This is a genomic window from Streptomyces sp. NPDC058964 (assembly GCF_042741275.1).
Classification (GTDB): domain Bacteria; phylum Actinomycetota; class Actinomycetes; order Streptomycetales; family Streptomycetaceae; genus Streptomyces.
Window position 1 is genome coordinate 3658 of the sequence record NZ_JBHYKH010000190.1, and the last position, 11984, is coordinate 15641.

Below are 11984 nucleotides of genomic sequence, written 5' to 3' on the forward strand. Positions count from 1 at the left end.
GACCTGCTCCGCGCACGCCGCCGCTCGTCGCCCCACCGCACGAGACGCCGCCGCCCCCGGAATCCGCCCGGCCGGCCGCACCCGGGGAAAGCTCCGGGCATCGTCGGCGATTCACGGACCGGCGGCACATGGGGATCGCCGGGATCTTCGGGCTGGGTGCCGTGAGCGGGCTGATCCTTGCCTCTTCGCTGCTCACGAACGAGCGTTCCGCGCCGACGGCGCCGCCCGCGTCCCTCGGGCGAACCGAACAGCCCCAGCCCGGCGATACCGCGCTCCCCGAGATCCCGGGCACCGGGACACTGCGTCAGGGCGACAGCGGGCATGGGGTGTACGAGTTGCAGGTACGTCTGCTCCAGATCCCGCATCTCTACGACGGCGGTGTGATCGACGGCCGATTCGGCACGCAGGTCCGGCAGGCTGTGGCCCGTTTCCAGAAACGGTTCGGCATCCGCGGGGACGAGCCGGGCGTGTACGGGGACAACACCCGCTACGCTCTCGTGCTGCGCACGAAGTAGCCACTCGAGGCGCGGCGCAGTGGGACCGGCTCCTGGCGCGCACACCGGGCCAGGCACTGCGCGAAGTGCTCGAAGAGATGACAGTGGAGCAGGCCGTACGCCGCCCCTCGAGCACAGGAGAGGGCATCGAGCCCCCACCGCACCCCGACGCACAACCGCCCACCACACCGGCCGAGATCACCGCCCCGGCCGACGTGGTTCCCCGCATCGAGCAGGACCATGTGACATTCGCCCTGTGGCGGATCGCGGCACTGCACGAAAACCCGGAGCCGCAGGTTTCGAGATCCGGAACGCGGCGCGGCTTCGCCGCGGGTTCGTCGCCGAGTTCGGGCGGGTCCTCGGCCGCCGGATACCAACGGTCGCAGGCAAGCTCCGAAGCGCTCGCCCGGACTGACGGCCTCGGCCATAGTGCCGTCCATTACCAGCCCGGCGACCGACACGAAACCGCTTCGATGGCATGATCGGCTCTCGACGAGCGCCCTCATCGCCCGTCTCCTGCCAGAAAACCACGCTATTCAGCACGAAGTGACATATTCAGCTAACAACTAACAAATCGGCCAAACAATTGATTCCTATAGTGTCGCGGTTGTTCTCGCGAATAGACGGCAAGATCACGTTCGCCGCATGGCGTCGACCGCGGGCGATGCTGTGGGCGACGGCGGGTGTGGCGGCCTTGGGACTCCTCGTCGCGCTGGAGGTCGTCGCGCGTCGCTGCGCCGGCGTGCCGGGACCGATGACCAACCAGGTGGAAGAGGTCGTACTGGCCCCCAAGCCGGGGCCGCTGTACGCCGGCATGGCGTTGATGATGGTGGTGCTCACCTGGCGGCAACGGTTCATCGCGGCCGGTGTCGCGATCGGCATCGACGTCGTCTTCGTACTGGTGCGGTGGGCGGTCGACGCCAAGACCGAGGACGGCCACTTCTTCGGCAACGGCGCGTTGTGGGTGATGCTGGGCTGTGCCGTCATCGCTGTCACGCGTCGCACCGGCCGGGAACGTGTCCTGCTGCTGAAGGGCGTCGGGCTGGGCCTGCTGCTGGTGGCCGGCCGCAAGACCGGTGACACCTGGCTGCTCATCACGTCGAAGACCCGCCCCATGGTGCTCGATCCGTACGTGGCGACCGCCGATCACGCCCTGGGCAACCCGTCATGGCTGGCAGGCCGGATAGTCAAGGACAGCGCCCCGATCGGCACCCATCTTCTCGACTGGGTCTACGCCCAGCTTGCGGTGGCCGCGATCGTCGTCGCGCTGTACCAGCTGCGGAACGTGAGGATCGAACGCCGCTTCCCGCGCCATCATTTGGTCCGCACCTTTCTGGTGATCGGCCTCCTCGGGCCGGGCATCTACATGCTCTTCCCGGTGGTCGGACCGGTCTTCGCCTACGGCCCGGGCGCCTCCGGCACCGGCGGTGTGCACTGGGCGGTGGCCAACCTGTGGCCGCACACACCGCCGCCGATCGGTACCCCGTACCCCGTGCCGTACGACGGGATCACCCCGCGCAACTGCATGCCCAGCCTCCACACGGCGTGGGCCACCGCGATCTTCATTCATTCCCGCAAGGGTCCACGGATTCTGCGGTACGGCGGCACGTTCTGGCTGGTGGCCACGCTCGTCGCGACGCTGGGCTTCGGCTACCACTACGGCGCGGACCTCATCGCCGGCGTGGTATTCACGCTCACGATCGAGGCGGCTGTGCGCTCGTACGACCGTGGCTGGGATCGGTCAGGAATCCGGCTGGTCGCCCACGGCGCAGTGGTCTTCGTTGCGCTCCTGGTGTCGTACCGCTATCTGCCGTTGGAAATGGCCAAGCATCCGTGGGTGTTCGGACCGCTTCTCCTTCTGGCGATGAGCTCGGTGATCCACGGCTATCTGCGGACCACCAGACTGTGGGAACCGAGGGCCGAATCGGTGCGGCAACCGGAAACACAACCCGAACTCAGCGCTGTCCAGTAGGAGAGGCCCAGGCCATCAAGATGCGCAGGGCCACGCGTGGGCCATGGGCGGCACAGGTACGTCGGCAAGGCAGCGCTCTCGGATGACGCTGTCGCCGTGAGCGGCACCCGAGAGCGCGCCGACCGTGTATCCGGTGGAGGGCTCTCGCCGCTACGCCTTATCGATGCGGACAGGCGCCGCCGACCGTTTCGGCCCCATGTCCTCCCGCCACGGCCGGTCGTGGCCGGGGAAGAGCAAGGGTCATGGCTGTTCTACCGGCCGGCCCGTTGCCGCAGGTCCCGGTGGAGGAACCAGGCCGTGCCCGCCACGACCGTCCCGCAGACCGTGGGGACGAGCGACCACGGGAGGCCTGTCCACACGGTGGACAGACCCACGGCGGCACAGGTGACCCCTGTGACTATGAGCAGCCACTTGCCGTACGGGCGCCAGGTGAACAGTCCGGGGTCGCGCGGCCTGGCCAGACGCATCGCGCCGAACATGAGCGCCAGCGCCGCCAGTAGTCCCGCGAACGTGCCGACGGCGGCCGTCATCTGGGGTTCGTCCCGAGGCGCGTCGGCGGAACTCTGCCGGACGTCCCCCTCGGCGACCACCACGACGCTGCCGCGCCACACGGTGCCGGTGACCCGGTCCCCCCGCCGGAGCCCGCTCAGCACGGGTCCCGAGTCGCCGAACGGCACGACCATCCTGGGGAAGGGCTCCGGGCCGAGCAGGGTCGCCCGCATGTTCTTGCGGGTCTTGCGGGTGCCCTCGACGGTGAAGGTGACCTTCCGCAGGCAGTCCTCCGACCTCGGTATCACGGTGCGGGCGGGGCACGCCTCGGCCGCCTTGTAGTCCCGGTAAAGCATGCGTTCGGTGGGCAGCCAGGTGGTGAAGACGAGACAGCAGGTCAGTGCGGCGGCCAGGGACACAATGATCAGCGCGGCACCCACCAGCCGGTTCCGGCCGACCCTGGCCGGGAGGGGCGGCGGTCCGTCCGCCCCCCGGACCGTGCCGGTTCCCATCGAGGTCATCGCTCGTTCCCCCGTCGTTCCCCTGCGAATGGACGCCAGTCTCTTCCAGCCGTGATCAAACAGGCAAGTGCATCGAACAGGCAGTGAGGTGTTCGGTGTGACACCACCGCTGCGGTTCACCCTGCCGGTGAAGGGCGTCCACCCCGTGGCCCGGCACCTCGTCGCATGCGGGGCATCGAAGGGCCACGGCGACCGTGTGACCGATCGCTCGCGGCGGCATTCGCGCGCGGCCGGGAACGCGTCGAGCCCGGGTGGCCTGCGCGTTACGGAAGCCGACCGCCGTGCTGTCCGTCATGCGCCCGGGGGCGTATCTCTCGCGGCGGCGTCGTGCCGCGCACAGTGTGGAGACGAAGGGGCGACCGGTCGGGCGGTCGAGGACCGTCGGAGAGGTGGGAGAGATGGACAAGGAAGTCTCCGGGCCGAGGGTCGTGGTCGGTGTCGACGGGTCGACGGCCTCGTACGCGGCCCTGCGGTGGGCCGTGCGCTACGCAGGCCTCGTGGGCGGCACAGTGGACGCGGTCGCCGCATGGGAACTGCCGGGCTTGTACAGCTGGTCGGCGCCCGCCGTGGACGTGGACGTGGACGTGGAAGACGCCCGGCAGCGGATGCAGCAAGAACTCACCGATGTGCTGGGCGCGGACGCGGCCGGATCGATCAGGACTCACGTGGCGCACGGCAACGCCGCCGATGTCCTGCTGCGGGCCGCGGAGGGAGCGGAGGTCCTGGTGGTGGGCAGTCGTGGGAGGGGTGGGTTCACCCGCGCCCTGCTCGGTTCCGTCAGCCAGCACGTGTCGCACCACGCGGACTGCCCGGTCGTGATCGTGCGCCCCGAGCCGTCGTGACCTGATCCGTGGCACCATCGCCACGCGGGCCCGTCGCCGCCCGCACGCAGCGGCGCGACGTGCGGGTTCCATTCCAAGGACGCCCGGTCCCGCTCCGGCCCCCGACGGCCGACGGTGAAGTCGCGCACCGCATACTCACCTCGGTATCCAGCGCCGCGTCATCCGGCTCGGGCAGCAGCCGGACCCAGTGAGGGTGCCGATGCCGCCTCCGCCACCAGCCCGGAGACGGTGTTCACGGCCAAGGGTTGTGCGGTCACGGTGGCTTCCCTTCTCGGTGGGGTGTGGTGGCGTCGGTCTCACGTCGGTGTGGTCGGCACGGCGATGACGGGGCAGCGGGCGTGGTGCAGTACGCCCTGGCTGACCGAGCCCAGCAGCATCCCGGTGAAGCCTCCGTGGCCGCGGGTCCCGACCACCAGGCCCAGTGCGTGTGCCGAGGCGTCGGTGAGCACCTGTACGGGATGTCCGACGACCAGTTCGTGATGCAGGTCCACCTCGGGGTAGCGGTCGTGGCGTCCGGCCATGACTTCGGACAGCAGCCGGCGGGCTTCCTGCTGGGGGGCGTACTCGTCGAAGATCCTGAGCGGGCCTGCTTCCCAGACGTACAAGGCCCGTAGTGCGGCGCCTCGCAGTGCCGCCAGTTCGAATGCGAAGTCGACCGCGGCGGCCGAGTGTTCGCTGCCGTCGACGCCGACGACGTAGTACGCGGGGTCCTGGGTGGTGTGCTCGGGCTCGGGCACGACGACCACGGGGCAGCGGGCGTGGGCCATGACGGGAATGGCGATCGAGGCGGAGCCGAACACTTCCTGGGCGCGGCTCAGATGACGCGAGCCGAGCACGACGGCCGTGGCGTCGTGGCTCTGCTCACGCAGCACCCATACGGGGTCGCCCTCCGCGAGTACGGTGTCCACCTCGACCTGTGGGTGCCGGGCCGCGACGAAGTCGGCTGCTTGTTCGAGTACCTGCTGTCCGGCCGCGTGCAGTGATTCGTTCCATTCCTCCCAGGACGGCGGGACCTCCCGGCGAACGCCTCCGGTCGGCACGCCCTCGACGTGGACGGGGCGCAGCGGCAGCCGGCGGCGGGCGGCCTCGTCGGCCGCCCAGGCCAGGGCCGTCCGCCGGGTGGGATCGGGATCGACACCCACCACGACCGGCCGGCGGTCAACGGGCCGCGACATGCCGCACTCCGGACAGATGCCGGATGTAGGAGTCGGGACCGGGGAAGTACAGGGTCACCCGTCCGTCCTCGGCCCACCGCACGTCGTACGGCGGGCTCCCGTCCGGATGGTGGAGAGCCACGATCTCGCCGTCCCGTGCCACGACCCCGGCTGCAGTGCCGCGTACGACGATCTCGTCGCCGACGCGGGCACGCATCGAGGCGCCGGTCGCTTCGGGGCCGGAACTCGGCACGGACGGATCGTTCTTCCCTGTCGGTGCGGGAGCGGACATCTCGCTCGCCTCCTCCTGGTGGCGACGCGGAGCAGCGCCACCGCTTTCATGGAAGACCCGGCGTGGTCGGGTCTCCAGGGGCCATTGGTCCTCGACTCGTCCCCCGTCGGCCCACCGCCCGGCTCTTCACGATGCCCCGGCAGGCTGCCCCGAGCGGCGGCTGGCGGCCGCTGCGGAGGCCGCGGCGAGGCGGTCCGGCCGCAACCGTGCCTCGATGTCCGCACGTACCGTGGCCGTCAGCTCCTCCAGAGCTCGGGATTGAACCGGCCGGACCGGTTCGGGGTCGCAGATCCTGCGCGCCGGGCCGGGCAGCCCGGTGATGTCCTCGCGGAACCGGTCGCGGGCGTCCTGCCAGCGGTCCGGGGGCCCCGTCCGACGGCCGTCGCGCATCACCGTGCGCAGGAGCGGCCGTGACGAGTCGGGCGGGTCCTCCCACCACAGGGCGATGACATCCGGCATTCCGGCGCGCCGGAAGACCTGCTTGCGGCCCGGGGCCGTGACCTTCGCCGAGGACAACTTCATCACCGGGCGGCCGTCGTACTCGACGAGCTTGTACGCGGCGTCCAGGTACGGGGCGTCCGCGGCCACGCCCACGCGCGTTCCCACGGCGTACACGTCGATCGGAGCACCCGCGCGAACGAGCCGGGCGACGCCGTACTCGTCGAGTCCGCCGCTGGCCACGATCCGCACGTCCGTCAGTCCTGCCCCGTCCAGAATGGCGCGTGCCCGCCGCGAGAGGGCATCGAGGTCTCCGCTGTCCAGCCGGATCGCGCAGCCGGGGCCGCGCCCCAGGTCACTCAGGACCCGGCCCGCGATCCGCACGCCCTCGTCGGTGTCGTAGGTGTCGACGAGGAAGGTGACCGGGCCGGGATGGCTGCGTGCGAAGGCCCGGAACGCCTCCTCCTCGCCGGGGAACGCCTCGATGTACGAGTGGGCCATGGTGCCCGAGGCCGGGATGCCCAGGGCGGTGGCGGCGGCGACGTTGCTGGTGCCGGCGAAGCCCACCAAGGCGCCCAGCCGGGGCGCCGGCCGGCCGGCCCCCCGGCCGTGGGTACGGCGCAGCGAGAAGTCCACCACGGGCCGACCGGCGGCGGCCAGGACGCAGCGGGCCGCCTTGGACGCCACCACCGTCTGGTGACAGACCTGGTTCAGCAGGTACGTCTCGACGAGCTGGGCCTGCGGCAGCGGTGCGGTCACCTCCAGCAACGGCTCTCCGGAGAACACCGCACGGCCCTCCGGGACGGCCCGCACCTCGCCGCGGAAGGCGAGGCCGAGCAGCGGTTCGAGGTCCCCGACGGGGCGGTGCAGTGCGGCCGCGAACTCCTCGACGTCCTCCCGCTCCACGCGGTAGTCGGCCAGGAAGTCCAGGGCCGGCTCCAGACCTGCTGCGACCAGGAAGCCCCGGCCGGGCGGGAGGTCGCGGACGAAGAGACTGAAGGTGGCCGGGGCCTGCATGTCCTCCTGGAGGTAGGACATGGCCATGGTCACTTCATAGAGGTCGGTGGTGGTGACGTCGGACATGATGATCGCCGCCGAGTGTGGTGGTCCCTTCCTTCACCAGTCTGACCGTGCGGGCGCGGGAGGAAAGGGACCTCAGGGACCCCGGCATGGGCCGTTCGGCCTCAGCGGTACGGGCCCGTGCGCGCTGGACTGGAAGTGTCGGCAGGCTGCAGACAGCCGAGGAGGTACGGCGATGACCACACTGACACGCAGGCAGAGGTTCGCGTTCCCGGAGATGCCGGACTGGTTCGAGAGCCTTCCCGCCCGCTTCGCGATGCCCACGATGGGTGACCTGTACACGGTCCGCATCGAGGACTTCACGCAGGACGACCGCTATGTCATGCGAGCGGAGCTTCCGGGCCTGACCCCCGATGACATCGACGTCTTCATCAGTGACGGGGTGCTGACCGTCCAGGCCGAACGCACGGAGAAGGACGTCGCGAAGGACCACAGCGAGATCCGGTACGGCGCGATGAGCCGCAGCGTGACGCTGCCGCCCGGCGCCGACGAGGACGACGTCAAGGCCGACTACACCGACGGCATGCTCACCGTCAGCGTCGGCCTGGGCGCCCAGAAGGCGGAGGCCAAGCACATCGAGATCCAGCACGGCAACTGACGACGGCCGACGGTATGCGGCGGGCCCCGTCGTGGGCCCGCCGGCGTCGTACGCGTCTCGCGCCGCCCTCACCGGGCCCCGTGGGATGCGGCCCAACGGCGCCGTACCGCTTCCTCGTGTTCGGCTTCCTCCAACGCCGTCTCCAGGGCGGCCAGTTCGCGCTGCAGCCGGGGAATCCAGCGTCGGCGCAGGGCGCGAACCCGCTGCCGGGTCCGCTCGCCTTCGGCCGCGAGCAGGTCGGCGGCTGCTCGGTGAGCGGCGTACTCCGCGGCGGCACGGACCGCGGCACGGTAGGCCGTCTCGGCCTGCGCGAGCGCGGTGTTGGGCGGTGTCGGCTCCGCCGGGGAGCGGACGGGGGCCGTCCAGGCAGCGGCCGCGGGATGGCGCACTCCCATCAGGGCGGCCCACTCGACGTCGACGCGTGCTCTGTCCGCGGGCACCGCCTGGGCCAGCGCCCGTTCGCCACCGAGCAGCGTTCCGCGCACCAGCCAGGTGTCGGCGTCGGCCAGCGCTTCCCGCCACGCCGAACCCGCATTCTCCGCGGCCCGTCGCTCCGTGCGCTCACGGTCCAGCAGCAGGTGGAGCTTGCGTTCCAGCAGGTCTGCTCCGCGCAGCGCGGTGGCGAGGTTGCGTCGCAGCCGCAGTCGCCCGGCCCGTCCCGGCGGCACCCGGCGCCCGTGCGCGGTCACGTCGGCTCCTCGTCCCGCAGCGGGGTGTGGGCGTCGAGCTGGTCCGCCGGGATCATGCCGAGCTGGCTGCGCGGCAGGGTCAGCAGCGCGTCCCAGGCCCGGTCCAGTGACTCGTTCAATGACCGGTTCTCGTCCGCTGCCTGGGTCAGGAACCGGTGCCGGAAGGCGTCCTCGAGGTCGAGGTGGCGCAGGTCGGTCGGGCTCAGTGCCGACCGTCCGATCAGGTCGGCGAGTTCGCGCACCTGTCGTGACCGGGCCAGTGCGGCGATCAGCTGCGCGGCGACGGCCGGATGGTCCGCCCGGGTCCGACCCGGTCCGGCTCCCTTGCGCATCAGACGCGACAGCGAGGCCAGCGGGTCGACGGGAGGATACGCGCCGGCCGCGTGCAGGTCCGCGGACAGCACGATCTGTCCCTCCGTGATGTAACCGGTGAGGTCGGGGACGGGATGGGTGATGTCACCCGCCGGCATGGTGAGCACCGGCAGCACGGTCACCGACCCCTTGCGGCCCCTGATCCTCCCGCAGCGTTCGTAAAGGGATGCGAGGTCGCTGTAGAGGTAGCCCGGGTAGGCCCGGCGGGCCGGGATCTCGCCCCTGGCGGCGGACACCTCGCGCAGCGCCTCGGCGTACGCCGTCATGTCGGTCATCACCACCAGGACATGGCGGCCCTCGGTGAACGCCAGGTGTTCGGCGACGGTCAGAGCGAGGCGTGGCGTGAGCAGCCGTTCGATGACCGGGGCGTCGGCGGTGTTGATGAGAAGGGTCAGTTCCCGTGCGGCCGAGCGGGCGGCCAGCCCCTCCCTGACGAAGGCGGCGTCGGCGTGTGTGAGTCCCATGCCGGCGAACACGACGGCGAACGCCTCGCCGCCGCACGTGGCCTGGGCCGCGATTTGCACGGCCAGTTCGAGGTGCGGCAGCCCGGCTGCCGAGAACACCGGCAGCTTCTGGCCCCGCACCAGCGTGGTGAGCACGTCCACGGCGCCCACGCCGGTGAGCACCGGCTCGTTCGGTGGTTCCCGGCGTACCGGGTTGATCGGCGCGCCGCTCACGGCCGCGTACGACTCGCCCAGAACCGGCGGCCCGCCGTCGGCCGGCTCGCCCCGCCCGGTGCACACCCGCCCCAGCCATCCCGTGCCGACCGGGATCCGCAGCGGTGTGCCCGAGAAGGCGATACGGGTGCGGGTCCGGTCCATGCCGGCCGTGTCCTCGAGGACCTGCACCACCGCGAGATCGCGGTCCACCTCCAGGACCAGCCCGTGCCGTCGTTCACCGGAGCCGAGGAGGATCGTCGCGAACTCGTCCCAGCCGACCCCGCTCACGCCTTCGACGACGACCAGCGGGCCCCGCAGTTCTCGTACGCCCGTGTACTCGATGCCCGTCACGCCGCTCATCCCGCCTCCTTGAGCCGGGCCAGCACGAGGTCGCGGGCCGCCGCCACGGGGGAGGTCTCGGACGGGCCCGCGGTTTCACGCGCTCGCAACAGCGGGGTGAAGTCGACCGCTTCGACGGCGTCCGCCTGGGTGCCGGCGTCCACCAGTTCCTGACAGCGGTCGATCACCGTCAGGACGGCCTCCGCGAGGGCCGCGGTCTTCTCGGGGGCGCTGTAGGCATCGGCCGGGGACAGGGCGCTCTGCTGGATCAGGGCCTCGCGCAGCAGCCGTCCCGCCAGCACACTGATCCGTTCGCGCGGCGGCAGGGCCGTGATCCCCACCAGCTCGACCAGGTCGGCCAGCCTGTCCGCCTCGGCGAGCAGCAGCGCCACCCGACCGCGTCGCTGGGCCCATTCGGGGTCACCCGCCCGCCCGTGGGCGGCGGTCAGTGCGGCGGCGTCCCGCGAGAAGGAGTCCGCCCAGGAGACGGCCGGATAGTGCCGTGCGTAGGCGAGATCCCGGTCCAGGCTCCACAGGCACCGCACGAAGCGTTCCGTGTGCGCGGTCACCGGTTCCGTGCGGTCGCCGCCGGGCGGGGACACGGCGCCGATCACCGTGACGGATCCGGTCGCGCCGCCGAGGGTGCGCACCGCGGCGGCGCGCTCGTAGAACGCGGCCAGCTGGGAGGCGAGCCCGGCGGGATAGCCCTCTTCGGCGGGGAGTTCGCCCATGCGGGAGGCGAACTCGCGCAGCGCCTCCGCCCAGCGGGACGTCGAGTCGGCGATCAATACGACGTCCAGACCCATGTCGCGGAAGTACTCGGCCACCGTCGCCCCCGTGTGCACACTCGTCTCGCGGGCCATCATCGGCATGTTGGAGGTGTTCGCGATCGTCACGGTCCGATCCGCCAGACGGCCCCCGGTACGCGGATCGGTCAGCTCGGACAGTTCCTCGATGACGTCCGCCATCTCATTGCCACGCTCGCCGCAGCCGACATAGACGATCACGTCGGCGTCGCACCACTTGGCGATCTGCTGCAACAGCATGGTCTTGCCGGTGCCGAAGCCGCCCGGCACGGCGACCGTGCTGCCGCGCGCCACCGGGAAGAGCAGGTCGACGGCCCGCTGCCCGGTGTTCAGCGGAGCGTCGGCCGGCAGCCGCGAGGAAACCGGCCGCGGCCTGCGCACCGGCCAGGACTGTGCCATCCGCACCTCGTGCCCGCCCACCACCGCGAGCACGGCGCTCGCGGAGTGCTCGCCCGCCGCCGCGACCCGCGTCACCTCGCCCGCGAGGTCCGGAGGCACCAGGAGCCGCAGGGGAACGCTCGCGCCGATCTCGCCGAGGACGTCCCCGGCCGCGACCCGCCCGCCCTCGGCCACCTGTGGTGTGAACCGCCAGGTGCGTCCATCGGGTGCGACGTCCGCCCCGGTCGTCAGGAGGAGGTCGCCGGCGCCGGCCAGGGGGCGCAACAGGCCGTCGTAGACGCCGCCGAGCAGGTCGGGCGCCAGGCGCACCGACAGCGGGCGGCCCTGGGGCTCCGCAGGATGCCCGGGAGCCAGTCCGCCCGTGTACTCGTACGCCTGGACGGTGGCCGTGTCGCCGCGGATGGCGACCACCTCGCCCGGCAGCCGGGCGTCGCCGAGCACCACCAGGTCGTGCATGGCGACCGTCGCAGGGCAGGCGATCTCCACCAGAGGGCCGGCCACCCGGAGGATGCGTGGCCGGGACGAGTCGTCCGCCCGGAACGGTGCCGAACCGGCGCGCGTGGCCCGGGGGCCCGCCCCCGGGTCGCCCGGTGGAGTCACGGCGGCCTCCACAGCATTTCGGCCCGCGCACCCAACCGCTCCAGGGCGCGGTCTGCGAGAGCGTCCGCCGACAGGTCGACCCGTCGGCCGGTCACCTCGGCCGTCACTCCGCCCTCTGCGGCAGCCGTGACCCGCGCCCGGCTTCCCAGCAGTGCCAGCGCCGCATCGGTGAGTCGGGCCGTAGGTACGGCACCATCCGCAAGCTCTCGGCGCACGCCGGCTCGGACTGCGGCCCGGAGC

General features: G+C 71.7%; 13 protein-coding genes. 5 read left to right on the forward strand and 8 right to left on the reverse strand.

Translation table 11 applies throughout. The annotated features are described in order from the left end of the window. The 3 genes from ACFW2E_RS23030 to ACFW2E_RS23040 form a co-directional block, all read left to right on the forward strand. Positions 1–515: peptidoglycan-binding protein (locus ACFW2E_RS23030; protein WP_384468954.1), on the forward strand; the 515-nt coding region annotated here is incomplete at its 5' end. Positions 516–580: 65 nt separating this feature from the next. Further along, a complete protein-coding gene (locus ACFW2E_RS23035) occupies positions 581–976 on the forward strand; it encodes a hypothetical protein (protein WP_384468955.1) in 396 nt (131 codons plus the stop codon). Between the two features lie 182 nt (positions 977–1158). Beyond that, positions 1159–2466 carry a phosphatase PAP2 family protein gene (locus tag ACFW2E_RS23040; protein WP_384468966.1) on the forward strand — a complete coding sequence of 436 codons (1308 nt, stop codon included), beginning with the start codon at positions 1159–1161 and terminating at the stop codon, positions 2464–2466. Between the two features lie 251 nt (positions 2467–2717). On the opposite strand, the gene ACFW2E_RS23045 is transcribed toward ACFW2E_RS23040, so the two are convergent. Then, positions 2718–3476 carry a hypothetical protein gene (locus tag ACFW2E_RS23045; RefSeq protein ID WP_384468956.1) on the reverse strand — a complete coding sequence of 253 codons (759 nt, stop codon included), beginning with the start codon at positions 3474–3476 and terminating at the stop codon, positions 2718–2720. 398 nt (positions 3477–3874) lie between these two features. Between ACFW2E_RS23045 and ACFW2E_RS23050 the strand changes: the two genes are divergently transcribed. Continuing rightward, positions 3875–4318: a universal stress protein gene (locus tag ACFW2E_RS23050; protein ID WP_384468957.1), complete on the forward strand. Its 444-nt coding sequence runs from the start codon at positions 3875–3877 to the stop codon at positions 4316–4318. 296 nt (positions 4319–4614) lie between these two features. Here ACFW2E_RS23050 and ACFW2E_RS23055 read toward each other — a convergent pair whose 3' ends face one another. From ACFW2E_RS23055 to ACFW2E_RS23065, 3 genes are all read right to left on the reverse strand, one after another. Then, positions 4615–5493: a universal stress protein gene (locus ACFW2E_RS23055; protein WP_384468958.1), complete on the reverse strand. Its 879-nt coding sequence runs from the start codon at positions 5491–5493 to the stop codon at positions 4615–4617. Next, entirely contained in the window at positions 5477–5764 is a 288-nt protein-coding gene (locus ACFW2E_RS23060) for a DUF1918 domain-containing protein (RefSeq protein ID WP_384468959.1), read from the reverse strand. The genes ACFW2E_RS23055 and ACFW2E_RS23060 overlap by 17 nt, the downstream gene beginning before the upstream one ends. Before the next feature lie 126 nt (positions 5765–5890). Continuing rightward, a complete protein-coding gene (locus ACFW2E_RS23065) occupies positions 5891–7285 on the reverse strand; it encodes a nicotinate phosphoribosyltransferase (RefSeq protein WP_384468960.1) in 1395 nt (464 codons plus the stop codon). Between the two features lie 172 nt (positions 7286–7457). Here ACFW2E_RS23065 and ACFW2E_RS23070 point away from each other — a divergent pair, with 172 nt between their 5' ends. Then, on the forward strand, positions 7458–7880 hold the full coding sequence (locus tag ACFW2E_RS23070; RefSeq protein ID WP_384468961.1) for an Hsp20/alpha crystallin family protein: 423 nt from the start codon (positions 7458–7460) through the stop codon (positions 7878–7880). Positions 7881–7948: 68 nt separating this feature from the next. Here ACFW2E_RS23070 and ACFW2E_RS23075 read toward each other — a convergent pair whose 3' ends face one another. The 4 genes from ACFW2E_RS23075 to ACFW2E_RS23090 all read right to left on the reverse strand — a co-directional run. Continuing rightward, entirely contained in the window at positions 7949–8569 is a 621-nt protein-coding gene (locus ACFW2E_RS23075; protein ID WP_384468962.1) for a V-type ATP synthase subunit D, read from the reverse strand. Then, positions 8566–9960 carry a V-type ATP synthase subunit B gene (locus ACFW2E_RS23080; RefSeq protein ID WP_384468963.1) on the reverse strand — a complete coding sequence of 465 codons (1395 nt, stop codon included), beginning with the start codon at positions 9958–9960 and terminating at the stop codon, positions 8566–8568. Before ACFW2E_RS23080 ends, ACFW2E_RS23075 begins: the two co-directional genes overlap by 4 nt. After that, on the reverse strand, positions 9957–11744 hold the full coding sequence (locus ACFW2E_RS23085) for a V-type ATP synthase subunit A (protein ID WP_384468964.1): 1788 nt from the start codon (positions 11742–11744) through the stop codon (positions 9957–9959). The genes ACFW2E_RS23080 and ACFW2E_RS23085 overlap by 4 nt, the downstream gene beginning before the upstream one ends. Further along, on the reverse strand, positions 11741–11984 hold a 244-nt coding region (locus tag ACFW2E_RS23090), incomplete at its 5' end, for a hypothetical protein (protein ID WP_384468965.1). The genes ACFW2E_RS23085 and ACFW2E_RS23090, both read right to left, overlap by 4 nt.